Genomic DNA, 17,977 nt, shown 5'->3' on the forward strand with positions numbered 1-17,977 from the left:
CCCGCGGCCCGGCACCGGCGTCACTCGCCAACCGTCGACCCCCGGAGGCTCAGGTGATCAGGCCGTGGTTCTCCCGGCTCGATCCCGCCTGCCGGGGGAGGTGTGAGAGATGACCCCCGGTGGCACCCCTGGTGCTCCGGGGGTCGTCGTCGTGACCGGGGTGGGCCGCTACCTCGGCGCGCACGTGGCCGCCCGGCTGGCGGCCGACCCGCGCATCGAGCGGGTCATCGGCATCGAGCCGCCCGAGTCCGGCAGCGAGTTCGCGGAGCTGCTCGACGGGGTCGAGCGGATCCGGATCGACCCCGGCTCGCTCGGGGGCCTCCTGGCCGACCTGGACGTCGACGCGGTGGTGCACGTCGCGCTGGTCACCGCCCCGGACTCGCAGCACGGCGGCCGGTCCGCGATGAAGGACCAGAACGTCATCGGCACCATGCAGCTGCTCGCCGCCTGCCAGCGCGCACCCCGGCTGCGCAAACTCGTCGTCCGCTCCTCGACCGCGGCGTACGGAGCGTCCTTCCGGGACCCGGCCGTGTTCACCGAGGAGACTGAGCCGCGCGAGGTGCCGCGGGGCGGGTTCGGGCGCGACATCCTCGACATCGAGGGGTACGTCCGGGGCTTCCGCCGGCGGCGGTCCGACGTGACCGCGACCGTGCTGCGATTCGCGCCCTTCATCGGCTCGACCGCCGACACGACGTTGACCCGCTACTTCGCCCAGCCGGTGGTGCCGACCGTCTTCGGCCGCGACCCGCGGCTGCAGTTCCTGCACTTCGACGACGCGCTGGAGGTCCTGTACCGGTCGGTCGTCGAGGACCATCCCGGCACCTACAACGTGGCCGGCCCGGGCGTCCTCTCGCTCACCCAGGCGATCCGGCGGGCCGGCCGGGTGGCCGTGCCGGTGCTCGAGCCCGGCCTGTCCGGGGCCGCCGCGCTCGCCCGCAACCTCGGGTTCGGCCGGTACGGCCTCGACCAGGTCGACCTGTTCGTGCACGGCCGGGTCGTCGACACCACCCGTCTGGAGCGCGAGTACGCCTTCACGCCGCGCTCCACCGCCGCCGCGTTCGACGACTTCATCCGCGCTCACCACGGCAGGGCGGTGGTGAGCCGCGGCCAGCTCGCCGCCGCGGAGCAGCGGGTGCTGGACGGCATCCGGCAGGTGCGGGCCGCCGTGCGGGAGCGGTCGTGAGCGGGCCGGAGCGGGAGCCCGACGGCGCCGGGGTGGGCGGCCGGTTCGGCGTACCGCAGACCCGGCCGGACCCGGACGCGGAGCCGGCGCGGCGCAACGGCCACCGACCCACGACCCTGGCCGCCGCGGCGAGCGGCGCGGCGGGGTCGGACGAGCCGACCGGACCGGACGGGCCGGCGGTGGCCGACCGGCCGGGCGATCCGTGGGACCGGAGGGTCGCCAGCGGGCTGGCCTTCCTGCGCCGACGGCTCTCCGGCGACTACGAGGTCGACGAGTTCGGGTTCGACCCCGATCTGACCGAGGCCGTCTTCCACCCGCTGCTGCGGCTGCTCTACCGCGACTGGTTCCGCACCGAGGTCACCGGGATCGAGCACGTTCCCGCCGACACCGCCGGCCTGGTGGTCGGCAACCATTCCGGCACCGTGGCACTGGACGCGCTGATCCTCTCGGCCGCCCTGCACGACCAGCACCCCGCGCACCGGTTCCTCCGGCTGCTCGGCGCGGACCTGGTGTTCCGGATGCCGGTCGTCTCCGAGCTGGCCCGCAAGTCGGGCGGCACGGTGGCCTGCAACCCGGACGCCGAGCGGCTGCTCGGCAGCGGTGAGCTGGTGGGCGTCTTCCCGGAGGGGTTCAAGGGCGTCGGCAAGCTCTACGCCGAGCGCTACAAGCTGCAACGCTTCGGCCGAGGGGGGTTCGTCTCGGCCGCGCTGCGCACCGGCACCCCGATCGTGCCGGTGGCCATCGTCGGCGGCGAGGAGATCTACCCGATGCTCGCCGACATCAAGCCGCTGGCCCGTCTGCTGAAGCTGCCCTACTTCCCGGTCACCCCGACCTTCCCCTGGCTCGGGCCGCTGGGCATGATTCCGCTGCCGAGCAAGTGGCTGATCGAGTTCTGCCCGCCGATCCCGACCGCGCACCTGACCGACTCCGCCGACGACCCGCTGGTCGTGTTCAACCTCGCCGACCAGGTGCGGGAGACCATCCAACAGACCCTGCACCGGCTGCTGGAACGGCGGCCGGACCCGTTCGGCCCCTGAGCCGGTTCAGCCGGCGCGGCGGCGGCGGTGCAGCACGAGTCCGGCGCTGACCGCACCGGCGACCAGCCCGGCCGCCGCGGTGGACGGCACGGCGATCTTGACAGCGCGTCGGCCGGTGCGGAAGTCGCGCACCTCCCAGCCGTGCTCCCGGGCCCGGCGCAGCAGCGCGCCGTCCGGGTTGACCGCCACCGGCCGGCCGACCGCGGAGAGCAGCGGCAGGTCGTTCGCCGAGTCGCTGTAGGCGCCGCACCGGGTGAGGTCGAGCCCTTCCACCGCGGCGAGCTGGGCCACCGCCTCGGCCTTCGCCGGACCGTGCATCAGGTCGCCGACGAGCCGGCCGGTGTACGCGCCGTCGACGATCTCCGCGACCGTGCCGATCGCGCCGGTGAGCCCGAGCCGCGACGCGATCACCCGGCCGATCTCCACGGGCGCGGCGCTGACCAGCCAGACCCGCTCCCCGGCGTCCAGGTGGCGCTGGGCGAGCCGGCGGGTGCCGACCCAGATTCGGGGCTCCATCAGCTCGTCGAAGATCTCCTCGGCGAGGCGCTCCACGTCGTCCACCCGCCAGCCCTCGATGAAGGCGAGCGCGGCCTCCTTGGCCTGCGACATGTCACCGGCGTGCTCCCGCGCGAGCAGGCGGAACCGGAGCTGCTGCCAGGCGAAGCGGGCCAGGTCGGTGGTGGTGAAGTAGTTGCGGGCGGCGAGCCCGCGGGCGAACCAGTAGATCGAGGCGCCCTGCATCATCGTGTTGTCCACGTCGAAGAAGGCGGCCGCGGTCGGGTCCGGCGTCGGGGGAATGGCTGCGGGCTCGGCCTCCGCCCAGCCGGCGGTGTGGCCGTGGGCGTCGGTGCTCACCGTCACCTTGCGGCTGCGGGCCACTCGCCCCCCTCCCTGCGCGATCGGCGCAATCTGCGCCCCCAGCGAGGGTAGCCGGATCGGCCCGGTGGGCGGGCAGTCCCGGCGGTGATACCGGCGCCGACCTGGGCGCCGGTGGGGTCAGCGGTCGGCGGGGCAGGTGCGCGGCGCCGGGCCGAGCGCGTCGCTGGCCACCGGCGCCGGAAGGTTGCAGCCGAGGGCGGCGCGCAGCGCGTCGGAGCGCTCGCGGACCGCGTCGAGCAGAGTCAGCGACCGGTTGGTCCGCTCGCGGTCGGCCCGGGTGGCGCCGCCGTCCAGCAGGTCGCTCACCGCGCGCCGCTGCCCGGCCACGAAGGTGTTGACCGCGTCCAGGCCGGCCGCGTCGGCGCGCTGCACCGCGGCGGTGGTCAGCAGGCGTACGCCCTGGCGGGTGTCGGCGTCCATGTCGTCGAGCACGGCGCTGAACCCGACCCGGTCGCCGCGCAGCTCGGCGGCCTCGCCGAGGCGGGTCCGGGCGAAGTCGAGGAAGAGCTGGCCGCGGCTGATGTCCGAGCTGGCCAGGGCGAGCTGGGCGCGTTCCGTCGAGCGCTTCATCCCGTAGAGGGCGTCGCCCGGGACCGCGTTCTCGCTGGCGGCCGAGATGCCGGAGACGGCGACCGCGCCGGCGGCGATGCCGACCAGGATGGCGCCGCGGGCCCGGGCCCGGCGGGCGGTGACCGCGGGCAGCAGCGAGCCGCGCAGGCTCCCCGCGGTGGCGCGCTGGCCGGCCGGTTCGGCCGTGGTGGCCGCTGCCGGGTTGCCCAGGCCCTCCCGCACGGCGGTGGCCAGCAGCATCGCCCGCAGGCCGGTCCGGAACTCCGGGTCGACCTCCACGGTCGGGCGCTCGGCGGTGAGCCGCTGCCCGACCGCCACGAGCGGGGTGAGCTGGTCGTCGATCCGGGACCGGACGTGGTGCCGCCGGCCGCCGTTGGCCTCGTCGAGCAGCTGCGCGAAGCGCTCGGCGCGCCGGCGGGAGAAGAGGATGTTGTCCACCGCGGGCACCTCCTCTCGCTGGTCACGGCCGGTCGGCCGTCGGTTGGCCGACGACCGGCGGCAGCGTGACGCCGCGGGAGGCGAGGCGGCGGGCGGGAATGCCCGTCGACCTCGGGGGCCCGGGGGGATGCCGGGACAACCACCGGTCGCACCCGGAGAAACGGTCGGCGCCGGGCACGGGTTACGGGCCCGGCGGGGCCGAAATCACAGAAAGTGATGGGTGTCACGCGGTGGCACCGGTACTGAGCTGCTCGTTCGCTGATCGGGCCCGGACCGGGTCCCGGCAACGGGACTACGGTTGAAAGCCGTCGGGCAGGAGCCGGGCCAGCGCCCGGACCGCGCGGTACTGCAGCGCCTTGATCGCGCCCTCGTTCTTGCCCATCGCGCGCGCCGTCTCGGCGACCGAGAAGCCTTGGAGGAACCGGAGCACGATGCACTCCTGCTGCTCCGGGTTGAGTTGCTTGACGGCGGTGAGCAGGGCGACGTTGGTGATGTGCTCGACCACCGCCGCCTCCGGGCTGCCCTCCGGGCCCCGGTCCTCGCGGTCGGCGTCCAGCACGTCGCCGGTCGTCACCTCGAGTCGGTACCGGCCCGACTTGAAGTGGTCCGCGACCAGATTGCGGGCGATGGTGACCAGCCACGCCCCCAGGTCGCGGCCCTGCCACGTGAAGCTGCCGATCCGCTTGAGTGCCCGAAGGAAGGTGTCCGAGGTCAGGTCCTCGGCCAGTTGCCGGTTGCCGACCCGGAAGTAGACGAAGCGGAAGACCGTGTCGACGTACCGGTCGTAGATCAGGCCGAACGCCTCGGCCTCGCCGGCCTGGGCGCGCTCGACGAGGGCCCAGACCTCGGTCGCGGGATCGGAGGGGTCGGGGCGGCTCGGGAAACCGGTGGCGCTGCCCGAGCCGGTGGGGGCCTCGCTCGCCGGCACCGCCGGCAGGACCGCCGTCTCGCCCGCGGACGGGTCGGCCACCGCCGGGGAGTCACCGACCCGGCGACTCTGCGCCGGCATGGTGGGCCGGGCCGGCACCGCGACCCGGCCACCGGCCGGCTTCGCGTTCCCGCCGGGCACGGCCGGCCGGGCGGGGGGCTCGTTGTGATGCGGCCGGTTGCGCACCCGCTTGGCGGCGCTCTCGCCCCGGACGGCGAGGCTGCCCGGGTCGTCCAGCGCACCGCGACCGCCGGTGGGTCGCTCGTTGACCGTGGCGCGGGCGGTCGGGCCGGTCAGGCCGAGCGGTCGTTCCGCGTAACCGAAGGTGGTCACCGCGCCGCCCCCGTCCCGCCGGCTGTCCGGCGAGCCGGCCGGCTCGCCGCGCGGGCGCCCCGGGTGGGTGCGCCGCGGTCGGGCAGGGCGGTTCCGGGGTGTGCCGGCGGGCGGCAGTTCCCCTTGAGGTGCTGGTCCAATGCGCTCACGGGCACGGGGGCCTCCTCGGGCTGAGGGGTGTCGACTCACGGCAAATGGGGTGAGCCGACCCGAGTGATGATAGGGCCAACGTCACCCGCGCGTGGCAAGTCCGTTACACAGGGCGGAAGTATTTCCCGCTGTGTCGCACCGATGGCGGACCGGTTGTCCGTCGCGGGTGGTTGACTTTCGACGGATCCGATGGTCCGCAGTGGAAGCCCTGGTCAGGGTCGCGACGGTGGGCCTGGGTCGGGCGTGTCGGTCGGGTTCGCGACAGGCGGCGGTGCGGTCCGCTCCCGGCGTGTCGTGCGTCCCGTCGATGGGACCGGATTGGCGCGCCCGCGGCACGCGAGCGTGTCCCGTGAACGGGACTTCCGCCCTCCGCGTCGCCGGCGACGGGGCGTGGCCCGCCGCCGTCCGCTGTGCCAGACTCAGCCACCGTGCAGGACGCAGCGAGCAGTTCCGCGCCGAACCTCGCCGACCGGGCTCACCGGTCGGCCGTCGCCCACGGCGACCGACCCGCGCTGCACTGGCGGGACCGGACGATCGACTGGTCCGAACTGGACGCCGGGGTCACGGCGGTGGCCCACGCGCTGGCGGCCGCCGCGCCCGGGCCGGACCCGACCGGCCGACCGGCCCGGGTGGCCATCGCCCTGCCCAACTCGCCCGACTTCGTGGTCAGCTACCTCGGCGCCCTACGCGCCGGACTGGTGGCGGTGCCGATCAACCCGGGCTTCACCGCGCCGGAGCTGCGGCACGTGCTCGCCGACTCCGGCGCGTCGGTGCTGATCGCCACCGAACGGGTCCGCGACCTGGTCGCCGAGATCGCCGACGAGTTGCCCCGGCTCACCGCCGTGCACATCGCCCCACCGGTCGCGGCGGGCGGATCCACCCCGTTCCCGGCGCGGGGCGGCGACGATCTGGCGGTGCTGCTCTACACGTCCGGCACCGAGGGTCGGCCCAAGGGCGCCATGCTCTCGCACGGCGCGCTGCTGGCCAACCACGAACAGGTCGGCCGGATCGACCCGCCGGTGGTCGGGCCGACGGACACCGTGCTGCTGGCGCTGCCGCTGTTCCACGCGTACGGACTCAACTCGGGGCTCGGCGCGGTGGTCCACCATGGCGCGACCGGGCTCCTCGTGGACGACCTCGGGCCCGACGCCGGGCTCGCCGAGATCGCCCGGCACGAGGCCAGCGTGCTGGTCGGCGTACCGTCGATGGTGCTGGCCTGGTCGACGGCGGACGTCGACACGCTGGCCGCGGCGATGGCGTCGGTCCGGGTGGTGGTGTGCGGCGCGGCGCCGCTGGAGCCGGCCGTCGCGGCGCGGTTCGCCGAGGCCGCCAACCACCCGGTGTACGTCGGGTACGGCCTGACCGAGACCGCCCCCGTGCTCACCTCCACGCTCGTCGGCGGCGTGCCGAAGGCCGGCTCGATCGGGCGTCCGCTGCCCGGCGTCGAGCTGCGCCTGGTCGGCGCGGACGGCGCGGACCTGTGGCGCGACGGCACCGCGGCGCCGGACGACGACCCGGACGAGCTGGACCTCTCCGACGCCGCGCCGGGCACCGACCCCGGTCAGATCGTGGCCCGCGGGCCGAACCTCTTCGCCGGCTACTGGCCGGACGGCCGCGGCGGTCCGGACGCCGAGGGCTGGTGGGCGACCGGGGACGTGGCCTACGCCGACGACGACGGCGACCTCTTCCTGGTCGACCGGCTCCGCGAGCTGATCCTGGTCAACGGCTTCAACGTCTACCCGCACGAGGTCGAGTTGGCGCTCGACGCGCACCCGGGCGTGGCCGAGTCGGCGGTACTGGGTGTGCCGCACCCGCGAACCGGCGAGACTGTCCGGGCGTACGTCGTGCGAGCGCCGGGAGAGCCGGTGATCGCCGAGGAGCTGCTCGCCCACTGTGCGCGGAACCTGGCCCGGTTCAAGTGCCCCACCGGTGTCGAGTTCGTCGACGCCCTGCCACACTCGGTGATCGGCAAGGTCCGCAAGACCGAGCTCCGGTCGGCGTCCGCCACGGTGGCCCCGGCCGCGGGGCCGTCCCCGACGGCGCCGCCTTCGGTGCCGTCCCCGGCGGTGCCGGTCGACGACAGCCCGTCGGTCCCGGCCGACTCGCGTACGGAGGTGCCCGATGTCCAGTGACGCCCGGCTCACCCTGATCACCAGGCCCGGTTGCCACCTCTGCGACGAGGCCCGGGCCGCGCTGGAACGAGTGGTCGCGGTCACCGGCGACCGGTGGGTCGAGTGGGACGTGTCCGGCGAACTCGAGCTGGAGCGCGACTACGGCGACCGGCTTCCGGTGGTGCTGCTCGACGGCAAGGAGCACGGCTACTGGCGGGTCGAGGAGGACCGGCTGCTGCGGGACCTGACCACGCCGCAGCTGTGAGCGCGGGGGGTAGGGTGCGGCGGTGACCCCTGCGCGCCCCCACCTGGTGTGGGACTGGAACGGCACCCTGCTCAACGACCTCAGCCTCGTGGTGGCCTCCACCAACGCCGCCTTCGCCACCGTGGGCGGCCCGACGGTCACGCCGGACGAGCACCGCGTGCGGTTCCGCCGGCCGGTCGCGGAGTACTACGCCGAGATGCTGGGCCGGGCGGTCGACGACGAACAGTTCGGTCGGCTGGACAAGATCTTCCACGACGCGTACCGGACCGGGCTGACCACGTGCGAGCTGGCCACCGACGCGCGGACGGCGATGGCGGCGTGGCCCGGCAGCCAGTCCCTGCTCTCCATGTGGTTCCACGAGGAGCTGGTGCCGACCGTGCACACGTACGGCCTGACCGGGCACTTCCTGCGGGTGGACGGGCTGCGCGGCACGGTCGGTGGTGACCGGAAGGCCGAGTCGCTCCGGCGGCACCTCGACGAGCTGGGGGTGGACGGGGGCTCGGTCGTGCTGATCGGCGACTCGATCGACGACGCCGACGCCGCCACCTCGGTGGGCGGCCGCGCCGTGCTCTACACCGGCGGGTTCACCGACCCGGCCCGGTTGCTCGCCTCCGGCCACCCGGTCGCCGACACCCTCAGCGAAGCGGTCACGCTAGCCCGCTCCCTCCCGCGCTGACCACCCCTCCCGCGTTGATCATGAGGCGTGCGGCGTTTCCGATCTCTTCCGCCGCCGCAGACCTCATGATCGACGGCTTCCGGGGGTGGGCCCGGGTCAGTTGCGGAGGTAGGTGAGGACCGCGAGGACCCGGCGGTGCTGTTCGGTGTCGGGCGGCAGGTTGAGCTTGGTGAAGATGTTGCGCACGTGCTTCTCCACCGCGCCGTCGCTCACCACCAGCGTGCGGGCGATGGCGGTGTTCGAGCGCCCCTCGGCCATCAGGCCGAGCACCTCCCGCTCGCGCGGGGTCAGCTCGCGCAGCGGGTCGTCGCGCCGGCGGCGCGCGAAGAGCTGACCGACCACCTCCGGGTCGAGCACCGTGCCGCCGCCGGCCACCCGTTGCAGCGCGTCCAGGAACTCGTCGATCGCCGCCACCCGGTCCTTGAGCAGGTAGCCGATCCCGCCGCCGCCGGCGCCGCCGGTGGTGGCCAGCAGGTCGTCGGCGTACGAGACCTCGACGTACTGGGAGAGGACCAGGACCGGGCTTCGCGGCACGAGACGGCGGGCCTCGACGGCCGCGCGCAGCCCCTCGTCGGTGTGCGACGGCGGCATCCGCACGTCGACGATCGACACGTCGGGCCGGTGGGCCACGACCGCCTCGACCAGCGCGTCGCCGTCGCCGACCACCGCCACCACCTCGTGGCCGTGCTCCGTCAGCAGCCGTACGAGCCCTTCCCGGAGCAGGACGGCGTCGTCCGCGATCACGATCCGCATGAGGGTGTTGTCTACCACGTCCGGCTCACAGCGGCAGGTCGGCGCGGATCTCGGTGGGCCCGCCGGTCGGGCTGACCACAGCCAGGTCCCCGCCCGCGGCCCGGACGCGGTCGGCGATGCCCACCAGCCCGTGCCCCTTCGCCAGGTGCGCGCCGCCCTGGCCGTCGTCGCCCACGCTGACCGTCAGTCGCCGCCCCGACCGGAGCACGCTCACCTGGCACGCGGTCGCCCGGCTGTGCTTCGCCACGTTGGTCAGCGCCTCGGCGACGACGAAGTACGCCGTGTTCTCCACCGCCGGGTCGAGCCGGCCCGCCGGGGTGCCGAGGGCGGGGTCCACCTGCAGCTCGATCGGGATCAGCCCGCGCCCGGCGAGCGCGGCCAGGGCGCTGGGCAGGCCGCGGTCGACCAGGATCGGCGGGGCGATGCCGCGCGAGAGGGCACGCAGCTCGGCGAGCGCGTCCCGGGTCTGGGCGACCGCCTCGTCCAGGGTCCGGCCCGTCGCCTCCGGGTCGGAGGCGAGCTGCTGGCGGGCCCGGCTGAGGTCCATCGCCAACCGGACCAGCCGCTGCTGGGGACCGTCGTGGATGTCCCGCTCGAGCCGGCGCAGGGCGGCCGCCTCGGCGGAGACCGCGGCCCGCTTCTGCTCCTCCAGCACGATGATCCGGTCCCGCATCTCGGCCACCCCGGTCAGCATCGCCCGGGAGAAGCTCGCCTGCAGCAGCGCGCAGCCCCGGGCCACGATCGGCAGGGTGATCAGGAAGAAGAGTCCGATCGCGGTGTTCAGGCCGACCCGCGCGGCGGCCGACTCGCCCAGGCCGAGCAGCTCGGGGAGGTCGGTGTTGTCCGGCCCGCCGCGCGGCAGCGCCCAGTCGTACGCCCAGTAGAGCGTGCCGCCGATGGCCCCCGCCCACCAGACGACGGTCACCACGAAGGTGGCGATGTCCACGATCAACCGGAAGATGCCGTGCGCCAGGTCGAGCCAGGACTGGGCGTCCCGGATCGGGACGAAGATCCGTCGCCAGGCGCTCGCGCCCGGTTCCGCCGCCCGGTAGTGCGGGCGGATTCGCGGCTGACGCAGCACGGCCGGCAGCCGGAGCCGCTCGATGTCGGCGAAACCCCGGGCGGCGTAGAGGGTGCCGCTGAGGATGGGCAGCCCGATGACGGTCACCACCAGGCCGACGCTGAGCGCGGAACCGACCACGAGGACGACGAAGCTGGCCAGCGCGATGGGGAAGCCGAGCAGCACGTACCCGGAGTCGAGGAGGAGTTGGCGGGGGATGCTCGGCGCCAGCGTCGGCTGGTCGGCGGTGACGGGAACTGCGGTCATGCCCAAAGGCTAGGAGGCCGCGGCCCTCGCCCCCATCCCGTCGACCGGCCTCTGCACCGTAGGGCTGGCCCTACCGAGCCCCCGGCGCGGCCGCCGACGGTTCCCGTGCGATGGCACGGTTGTGGACCGTCGGGGCGTGGCGTCGGCGCGGGATTGGTCAGAGAAGTCGGGATTGAGCAATAATCGCCGGGCGGCGCCGGCGGAGGCCGCCGGATCGATCTTGCGGAATGGAGGGCCAGGTGAAGCCGCGTCGCGAGCTGACAAGATCGCGATTTGTGCACGTCTTCACAAGCGCCTACTCTGTAATTCCGACGCGCCCCGCTAGCACAGCCGGCACTTTCGGTTGCCAGCGGGAGTACCGAAGCGGCCGACCGGCGGAGTTGGCCGAGGATCGCACCGCACGGAGTCTCATGAGTCAGCACCGTCACCCTGGCGCGCCCGACCGCGCCGGTGCCGTTCCGGCGCTACCGGATCTGCCCGAGGCGACCGTCGCGCGGCTCCCGGAGTACCTCCGCGCGCTGCACAACGTCGCCGAGACCGGCAACGAGACGGTCTCCAGCGAGGGACTGGCCAGCGCCGCCGGGGTCAACTCCGCCAAGCTCCGCAAGGACCTGTCCCACCTCGGCTCGTACGGCACCCGCGGGGTCGGCTACGACGTGGCGCTGCTGATCGAGCAGATCGAGTACGTGCTCGGGCTCACCCAGCGCCGGGCCGTCGCCCTGGTCGGCGTGGGTAATCTCGGTCACGCTCTGGCCGGTTACGACGGGTTCGCCAGCCGCGGGTTCCGGATCGCCGCGCTCTTCGACGCCGACCCGGCCCGGGTGGGCGAGGAGATCAACGGCCTGGTCGTACGGCATGTCGACGAGCTGCCCCGGGTCGCGGCCGAGGAGTCCATCGCGATCGGCGTGATCGCCACCCCGGCCGCCGCCGCGCAACCGGTGGCCGACCAACTGGTCGCGGTCGGCGTGACCAGCATTCTCAACTTCGCACCCTGCGTACTCTCGGTTCCGGAGGGGGTCGACGTGCGCAAGGTCGACCTCGCCATCGAGCTGCAGATCCTGTCCTTCCACGAGCACCGCAAGGCGTCGCTGACCGCGCTGCCCGCCACCGGCGGGTCCGCCCTCACGGCTCTGCCCGGTGGGCTCGCGGCCACCGATACCCAGGAGGCGATCGGCACGTGAAACTGCTCGTCGTCGGCGCGTCCTACCGCACCGCCCCGGTAGCCACGCTGGAGCAGCTGGCGGTGCCCCCCGCCGACCTCACCCGCACGCTGGACCGCCTGGTCGCCCAGCCGTACGTGAGTGAGGCGGTGCTCGTCTCCACCTGCAACCGGGTGGAGGTCTACGCCGCCGTGTCCGGTTTCCACGGCGGTCTGGGCGACATCTGCGCGGTCCTGGCCGAGCGGGCCGGCTGCCAGCCGGCGGCGCTCGCCAACAACCTCTATGTGCACTACGACGCCGCCGCCGTGGACCACGTCTTCCGGGTCGCCACCGGGCTGGACTCGATGGTCGTCGGCGAGGCGCAGATCCTCGGCCAGATCCGTGACGCGTACCACGGGGCCACCGGCGCCGACTCGGCCGGCCGCCTGCTGCACGAGCTGATGCAGCAGGCGCTGCGGGTCGGCAAGCGGGCGCACGCCGAGACCGGCATCGACCGGGCCGGCCAGAGCGTGGTCACCGCCGCGCTGGAGCTGGCCGCTGGTCATCTCGACGGCGACCTCACCGGGCGGCCGGCGCTGGTGGTCGGCGCCGGCGCGATGGGTTCGCTGGGCGTGGCGACGCTCTCCCGGCTCGGCGCCGGGCCGCTCACCGTGACCAACCGGGGGGCCGACCGGGCCGTCCGGCTGGCCGAGTCGTACGGCGCCAGCGCCGTGCCGATGGCCGAGCTGACCGCCGCGCTCTCCACAGTGGACATCGTAGTGGCCGCGACCGCGGCCACCGCACCGGTCCTCACCCGACAGGTCGTGGCCCGGGCACTGGCCGAGCGGGACCTGGCCCGGGGGCCGCTGGTCCTGCTCGACCTGGCGGTGCCGCGCGACGTCGAGCCCGGCGTGGCCGAGCTGCCCGGCGTCGAGGTGATCGACATCGACCGGATGGCGGCGCTGCTCGCCGACGGCCCGGCCGCCAGCGACGCCGCCGCCGTCGAGCAGATCGTCACCACCGAGGTCGAGGGCTTCCTGACCTGGCTGCGCGGCGCCGACGTGGCACCCACCGTCGCCGCGCTGCGCGGTCGCGCCGACGACGTGGTCACCGCCGAGCTGAGCCGGCTGGCCCAGCGGCGGCCGGACCTGAGCGACGACCAGCGGGCCGAGGTGGCCCGGACGGTGCACCGGGTGGTGCAGCGGCTGCTGCACCAGCCGACCGTGCGTGTCCGCCAGCTGGCCGCGGAGCCCGGTGGCGACCAGTACGCGGCCCTGCTCCGCGAACTGTTCGACCTCCAGGTGCCGCAGACCTCGCCGGTGGACACCGTGCCGGACGTCGTGGTTCCGGACGTCGTGGAGACCGACCCCGCCCCGTCCACCGGAGGTGAACGATGACCGCGCCCCTGCGCCTCGGCACCCGGGGCAGCGCCCTGGCGATGGCCCAGTCCAGCCACGTCGCCGACGCCGTCACCGCGGCCACCGGGCGGCCGGTCGAGCTGGTCGAGGTGGTCACCGCCGGCGACCGGTCCAGCGCGCCGGTGCACCGGCTCGGGGTCGGCGTCTTCGTCTCCGCGCTGCGGGACGCGCTGGCCGCCCGGACCATCGACTTCGCGGTGCACTCCTACAAGGACCTGCCCACCGCGGCCGCCGCCGGGCTGCACATCGCGGCGGTGCCGCCCCGGGAGGATCCGCGCGACGCGCTGGTCGCCCGCGACGGCCGTACGCTCGCCGAGCTGCCGCCCGGCGCGACGGTCGGCACCGGCTCGCTGCGCCGCATCGCCCAGCTGCACGCCCTCGGGATGCAACTGGGGGTCACCCCGATCCGCGGCAACGTCGACACCCGCGTGGGACGGGTGCTCGGCCCGGAAGCCGACCTCGACGCGGTCGTCCTGGCCCGTGCCGGGCTGGCCCGGCTGGGGCGGGCCGGCGAGATCACCGAGACGCTCGACCCGATGCTCATGCTGCCCGCGCCCGCCCAGGGTGCGCTGGCGGTGGAGTGCCGGATCGACGACCCGGACCTGGTCGAGCTGCTCGCCGTGCTCGACCACGCACCGTCCCGCGCCGCGGTCACCGCGGAGCGGGCGTTGCTGGCCACCCTGGAGGCCGGCTGCAGCGCGCCGGTCGCCGCCTACGCCGAACTCGCCGAGGGCGACTTCGGTGAAGAGATCTACCTGCGCGGGGCGGTGATCAGTCCGGACGGTTCCCGAGACCTCCGGCTGTCCCGCACCGGAACGCCCGCCGACGCGGCGGAGATCGGCAAGGCACTCGCCGCCGAACTCCTCGAACTCGGCGCCGACTCGATCCTCGGCCACGACGGACACACCGGTCCGGGGACCCAGCAATTTGGGAGCACAGAATGACCCGCACCCGTAAGCCCGTAGGCCGTATCGCGTTCGTCGGGGCCGGTCCCGGCGACCCGGGCCTGCTGACCCGCCGGGCGCACGACGCCCTGGTCGACGCCGACCAGGTGGTGTACGACCGGGGAGTACCCGAGTCGCTGCTCGCCGCCGTGCGCGCCGAGGCCCGCGAGGACGCCGAGTTCACCCCGGCGGAGGGCGCGCCCGGGGACGTGGCGAAGGTGCTGATCTCGGCGGCCCGTGCCGGGCAGAACGCCGTGCACCTGGTCGCCGGGGACCCGTTCGGCCACGACTCGGTGGTCAAGGAGGTGCAGGCGGTCGCCCGCACCGCGGCGCACTTCGAGGTGGTGCCGGGTGTCGGCCAGGCCGAGGGCGTGGCCACCTACGCCGGCGTCCCGCTGCCGGGCGTACGCACGGCGGCCGACGTGGAGGACGTCAGCACGCTGGACTTCGAGGCGCTGGCCGCGGCCGTCGGCCGGGGCTCGCTCGCGATCGCGGTCGACGCCGGTGATCTCGCCGGCGTCCGTGACGGGCTGCTCGCCGCGGGTCTGGACGGCGCCACCGCGGTCGGGGTGACCGGGGACGGCACCGGCGAGACCCAGTACACGACCACCTCGACGGTGGACAGCTTCGTCGCCGCCGCGCTCGGCTTCACCGGGCGCGTGGTGCTCACCGTCGGCGCCGGCGTCGGGCAGCGGGACAAGCTCAGCTGGTGGGAGAACCGTCCGCTGTACGGCTGGAAGGTGCTGGTGCCGCGCACCAAGGAGCAGGCCGGCGTGATGAGCGCCCGACTGCGCGCGTACGGCGCCATCCCGTGTGAGGTGCCGACCATCGCGGTCGAGCCGCCGCGCACCCCGGCGCAGATGGAGCGGGCGGTCAAGGGCCTGGTCGACGGCCGGTACGCCTGGGTGATCTTCACCTCGGTCAACGCCGTGCGCGCGGTCTGGGAGAAGTTCGGCGAGCACGGCCTGGACGCCCGGCACTTCGGCGGCGTGAAGATCGCCTGCATCGGTGAGGCGACCGCCGACGCGGTCCGCGCGTTCGGCATCCAGCCCGAGCTGATCCCGTCCGGGGAGCAGTCGTCCGAGGGCCTGCTGGCCGAGTTCTCGCCGCACGACGAGATCCTCGACCCGGTCGGCCGGGTGCTGCTGCCGCGCGCCGACATCGCCACCGAGACGCTCGCCGCCGGGCTCACCGAGCGTGGCTGGGAGGTCGACGACGTGACCGCCTACCGGACGGTCCGGGCGGCGCCGCCGCCGGCCGAGATCCGCGACGCGATCAAGTCGGGCGGCTTCGACGCGGTGCTCTTCACCTCGTCCTCGACCGTCCGGAACCTGGTCGGGATCGCCGGGAAGCCGCATGCGCGTACCGTGGTCGCTGTCATCGGCCCGAAGACGGCGGAGACCGCGACGGAGTTCGGCCTGCGGGTCGACGTCCAGCCGCCGCACGCCTCGGTGCCCGATCTGGTGGAGGCGCTCGCCGCCTACGCCGTCGAGCTGCGCGAGAAGCTCGCCGCCATGCCGGCCAAGCAGCGCCGCGGTTCGAAGGTGCAGGGGCCGACCGCCCTGAGGTTCCGGTAGTCGTCAGGAGACACGCCATGCCGTACCCCGAGATCCGGCCCCGCCGCCTGCGCCGCACCCCGGCGCTGCGGCGGCTGGTCTCCGAGACCCGCGTCGACCCGGCCGAGCTGATCGTGCCGATGTTCGTCAAGGAGGGGCTGACCGAGCCCCGGGCGATCGCCTCGCTCCCGGGGGTGCTCCAGCACTCCCGGGACTCCCTGCGCAAGGCCGCGGTGGAGGCGGTCCAGGCCGGGGTCGGCGGGATCATGCTCTTCGGCGTGCCCGCCGAGCGGGACCCGGTCGGTTCGGGCGGGATCGACCCGGACGGCATCCTGAACGTGGCCATCCGGGACGTCGTCGCCGAGGTGGGCGACGCCACCGTGGTGATGAGCGACCTCTGCCTGGACGAGTTCACCTCGCACGGGCACTGCGGCCTGCTCACCCCGGCCGGTGAGGTGAACAACGACGCGACCCTGGCGGCGTACGCCGAGATGGCGGTGGCCCAGGCCGACGCCGGGGTCGGGGTGGTCGGGCCGTCCGGGATGATGGACGGCCAGGTCGGCGTGGTACGCCGGGCGCTCGACGCCGCCGGGCACCAGGACGTGGCCGTGCTGGCCTACGCCGTGAAGTACGCCTCGGGGTTTTACGGCCCGTTCCGCGACGCTGTGGAGTCGGCCCTGGAGGGGGACCGGCGCACCTACCAGCAGGACCCGGCCAACCTGCGGGAGTCGCTCCGCGAGGTGGCGCTCGACGTGGCCGAGGGCGCCGACATGGTGATGGTGAAGCCGGCGCTGCCGTACCTCGACGTGGTAGCCGCGGTCCGGGCCGCGGTGGACGTCCCGGTCGCCGCCTACCAGGTCTCCGGCGAGTACGCGATGGTCGAGGCGGCCGCCGCGAACGGCTGGATCGACCGCGAGCGGGTCATGATGGAGACGCTCACCTCGATCCGGCGCGCCGGCGCGCAGATCATCCTCACCTATTGGGCCGTCGAGGCAGCGCGCCTCCTCCGCCAGAGCTACTGACCGCCGGCCAGCAACGCCCGGCTTGCGGGGCGGCCCGACGCGGTCGCCGACACGATGATCGGCACGGCCGGCCCCTTGGCTCCGGCCGGCTCTGGCCCCTGCCCGGCCCCATGCCTGTCTCCGCGCGCTGGCCGGCCCCTGCTCTGGCCCTCTCCCTGCCCTGGCCGTCTCGCTGCCGTGGCCGTCTCCCTGCCCTGGCCGTCTCCCTGCCGTGACCGCCTCCCTGCCGTGACCGTCTCCCTGCGGGCGATGACGCCGAGGCATCGAACGACGCGGAATCGCGGAGAGTGACCAAACCTCCCCCCGGCTGCCCCACCCCTGCGCACCCCCTTTGCTCTGCACCCCCATACGCGACGGCCACGTTCGGCAACCGGTGCGTATCGGGGTGCAGAGCGAAGGGCGGGAGAGGGGGTTGGAGGCTGTTCGCCGGGTTGAGGGAAAGGCGCTGGTCAGAGGCTTGGACGTGGTGGTGCGGACGGGCGAAGGGCGGAGGACCGGCCGCAGTCGTTACTGTCCGTCATTTTCGACCGGGTCCACATGGGGTGTCACTGAGGATGACGAAATCGGTGCGCCTCGTCGGCCCACCGGTCGTGGCGCTGTCCACAAGTGGAGGGCGTTGTCCACAGTCGAGGTGAGCGGCATTGCGGCCGGCGTCGGCAGCCGGGACGGTGGCGCTATGAGCGAGGCCTTCTCCGCATCCGCATCAGCACCCGCGCCCGCGTCTGGACCCGCACCCGCATCCGCAGCGCCTGACCCGCCGGTCCTCCTGACCAAGCCGTTCGACGTGCCGTGGCCCACGGCCGGCATCGTCCGGGCGGTCCGTCGGCGCGCTGACCTGAGCCAGCGGGAGCTGGCCCGGTGGGCGGGCGTGCATCACGCCACGGTCGGACGGATCGAGGCGGGTCGACTGACGCCGAGCATCAAGCTGATGCGCCGCGTGATCGGGGTCGCGGGATTCCGGCTGGCGGTCGTCGACGAGTTCGGCCGGGTGCTGAAGCCGATGCGGGACTGGGAGGACACCCGCGACGGGGCGGAGCGTCGCTACCCCTCCCACCTGGACACGATTCTCGACCCCGAGCCGGGCGAGTGGTGGGCCGACCTCTACGGACTGGCCCGCCCGCCGGAGACGTACCACCGCGACCGGGCGCTCCGGGACGCCATGCGGCGGCGTAGCCAGTGGGAGGTGCGCGCGGCGCAGAACCGGGGTGTTCCTCCGCCGCCACGCGCCTGCCGGCATGACTGACTGAG

General features: G+C 74.3%; 16 protein-coding genes. 11 read left to right on the forward strand and 5 right to left on the reverse strand.

The window, feature by feature from the left end:
* The first annotated feature begins 109 nt into the window (after nt 1-109).
* Nucleotides 110-1,183 carry an NAD-dependent epimerase/dehydratase family protein gene (locus O7603_RS24250; RefSeq protein WP_281572083.1) on the forward strand — a complete coding sequence of 358 codons (1,074 nt, stop codon included), beginning with the start codon at nt 110-112 and terminating at the stop codon, nt 1,181-1,183.
* Nucleotides 1,184-1,362: 179 nt separating this feature from the next.
* A complete protein-coding gene (locus O7603_RS24255) occupies nt 1,363-2,220 on the forward strand; it encodes a lysophospholipid acyltransferase family protein (protein ID WP_281576788.1) in 858 nt (285 codons plus the stop codon).
* 6 nt (nt 2,221-2,226) lie between these two features.
* On the opposite strand, the gene O7603_RS24260 is transcribed toward O7603_RS24255, so the two are convergent.
* The 3 genes from O7603_RS24260 to O7603_RS24270 all read right to left on the reverse strand — a co-directional run bounded on the left by O7603_RS24260 (nt 2,227) and on the right by O7603_RS24270 (nt 5,368).
* Nucleotides 2,227-3,099, reverse strand: coding sequence for an HAD-IB family hydrolase (locus O7603_RS24260; RefSeq protein WP_281572084.1), 873 nt, complete (start codon nt 3,097-3,099; stop codon nt 2,227-2,229).
* Between the two features lie 117 nt (nt 3,100-3,216).
* Nucleotides 3,217-4,107 (reverse strand): DUF5667 domain-containing protein, encoded by an 891-nt coding sequence (locus O7603_RS24265; protein WP_281572085.1) that lies wholly within the window; start codon nt 4,105-4,107, stop codon nt 3,217-3,219.
* A 292-nt stretch (nt 4,108-4,399) separates the two neighbouring features.
* Nucleotides 4,400-5,368: an ECF subfamily RNA polymerase sigma factor, BldN family gene (locus tag O7603_RS24270; protein WP_281572086.1), complete on the reverse strand. Its 969-nt coding sequence runs from the start codon at nt 5,366-5,368 to the stop codon at nt 4,400-4,402.
* A gap of 578 nt (nt 5,369-5,946) precedes the next feature.
* On the opposite strand from O7603_RS24270, the gene O7603_RS24275 reads away from it, so the two are divergent.
* From O7603_RS24275 to O7603_RS24285, 3 genes are read left to right on the forward strand one after another with little or no spacing between them, the layout of a single operon-like run.
* Nucleotides 5,947-7,650 (forward strand): AMP-binding protein, encoded by a 1,704-nt coding sequence (locus O7603_RS24275; RefSeq protein WP_281572087.1) that lies wholly within the window; start codon nt 5,947-5,949, stop codon nt 7,648-7,650.
* Nucleotides 7,640-7,894, forward strand: coding sequence for a glutaredoxin family protein (locus O7603_RS24280; protein WP_281572088.1), 255 nt, complete (start codon nt 7,640-7,642; stop codon nt 7,892-7,894). The genes O7603_RS24275 and O7603_RS24280 overlap by 11 nt, the downstream gene beginning before the upstream one ends.
* A gap of 22 nt (nt 7,895-7,916) precedes the next feature.
* Nucleotides 7,917-8,570: an HAD hydrolase-like protein gene (locus O7603_RS24285; protein ID WP_281572089.1), complete on the forward strand. Its 654-nt coding sequence runs from the start codon at nt 7,917-7,919 to the stop codon at nt 8,568-8,570.
* A 96-nt stretch (nt 8,571-8,666) separates the two neighbouring features.
* Here O7603_RS24285 and O7603_RS24290 read toward each other — a convergent pair whose 3' ends face one another.
* Together O7603_RS24290 and O7603_RS24295 are read right to left on the reverse strand one after the other, a co-directional pair.
* Nucleotides 8,667-9,323, reverse strand: coding sequence for a response regulator transcription factor (locus tag O7603_RS24290; protein WP_281572090.1), 657 nt, complete (start codon nt 9,321-9,323; stop codon nt 8,667-8,669).
* 25 nt (nt 9,324-9,348) lie between these two features.
* Nucleotides 9,349-10,650: a sensor domain-containing protein gene (locus O7603_RS24295; protein WP_281572091.1), complete on the reverse strand. Its 1,302-nt coding sequence runs from the start codon at nt 10,648-10,650 to the stop codon at nt 9,349-9,351.
* Nucleotides 10,651-11,060: 410 nt separating this feature from the next.
* Here O7603_RS24295 and O7603_RS24300 point away from each other — a divergent pair, with 410 nt between their 5' ends.
* The 6 genes from O7603_RS24300 (at nt 11,061) to O7603_RS24325 (ending at nt 17,972) form a co-directional block, all read left to right on the forward strand.
* Nucleotides 11,061-11,831, forward strand: coding sequence for a redox-sensing transcriptional repressor Rex (locus O7603_RS24300; RefSeq protein WP_281572092.1), 771 nt, complete (start codon nt 11,061-11,063; stop codon nt 11,829-11,831).
* Nucleotides 11,828-13,186, forward strand: a complete 1,359-nt coding sequence (locus O7603_RS24305; RefSeq protein ID WP_281572093.1) for a glutamyl-tRNA reductase — start codon at nt 11,828-11,830, stop codon at nt 13,184-13,186. Before O7603_RS24300 ends, O7603_RS24305 begins: the two co-directional genes overlap by 4 nt.
* Nucleotides 13,183-14,151 (forward strand): hydroxymethylbilane synthase, encoded by a 969-nt coding sequence (gene hemC, locus O7603_RS24310; RefSeq protein ID WP_281572094.1) that lies wholly within the window; start codon nt 13,183-13,185, stop codon nt 14,149-14,151. The genes O7603_RS24305 and hemC overlap by 4 nt, the downstream gene beginning before the upstream one ends.
* Nucleotides 14,148-15,728, forward strand: a complete 1,581-nt coding sequence (locus tag O7603_RS24315) for a uroporphyrinogen-III synthase (RefSeq protein WP_281572095.1) — start codon at nt 14,148-14,150, stop codon at nt 15,726-15,728. The genes hemC and O7603_RS24315 overlap by 4 nt, the downstream gene beginning before the upstream one ends.
* Before the next feature lie 17 nt (nt 15,729-15,745).
* Nucleotides 15,746-16,729, forward strand: coding sequence for a porphobilinogen synthase (hemB, locus tag O7603_RS24320; RefSeq protein WP_281572096.1), 984 nt, complete (start codon nt 15,746-15,748; stop codon nt 16,727-16,729).
* Nucleotides 16,730-17,513: 784 nt separating this feature from the next.
* Complete coding sequence (locus O7603_RS24325) at nt 17,514-17,972, forward strand: helix-turn-helix transcriptional regulator (protein WP_281572097.1); 459 nt, start codon at nt 17,514-17,516, stop codon at nt 17,970-17,972.
* Nucleotides 17,973-17,977: the final 5 nt, after the last annotated feature.

It is taken from the genome of Micromonospora sp. WMMD812 (assembly GCF_027497215.1).
GTDB lineage: Bacteria > Actinomycetota > Actinomycetes > Mycobacteriales > Micromonosporaceae > Micromonospora.

Coding starts and splice junctions, on each gene's coding strand:
- O7603_RS24250 (WP_281572083.1), top strand. CDS start 110: ATGACCCCCGGTGGCACCCCTGGTGCTCCGGGGGTCGTCGTCGTGACC.
- O7603_RS24280 (WP_281572088.1), top strand. CDS start 7,640: ATGTCCAGTGACGCCCGGCTCACCCTGATCACCAGGCCCGGTTGCCAC.
- O7603_RS24290 (WP_281572090.1), bottom strand. CDS start 9,323: ATGCGGATCGTGATCGCGGACGACGCCGTCCTGCTCCGGGAAGGGCTC.
- O7603_RS24295 (WP_281572091.1), bottom strand. CDS start 10,650: ATGACCGCAGTTCCCGTCACCGCCGACCAGCCGACGCTGGCGCCGAGC.
- O7603_RS24300 (WP_281572092.1), top strand. CDS start 11,061: ATGAGTCAGCACCGTCACCCTGGCGCGCCCGACCGCGCCGGTGCCGTT.
- hemC (WP_281572094.1), top strand. CDS start 13,183: ATGACCGCGCCCCTGCGCCTCGGCACCCGGGGCAGCGCCCTGGCGATG.
- O7603_RS24315 (WP_281572095.1), top strand. CDS start 14,148: ATGACCCGCACCCGTAAGCCCGTAGGCCGTATCGCGTTCGTCGGGGCC.
- hemB (WP_281572096.1), top strand. CDS start 15,746: ATGCCGTACCCCGAGATCCGGCCCCGCCGCCTGCGCCGCACCCCGGCG.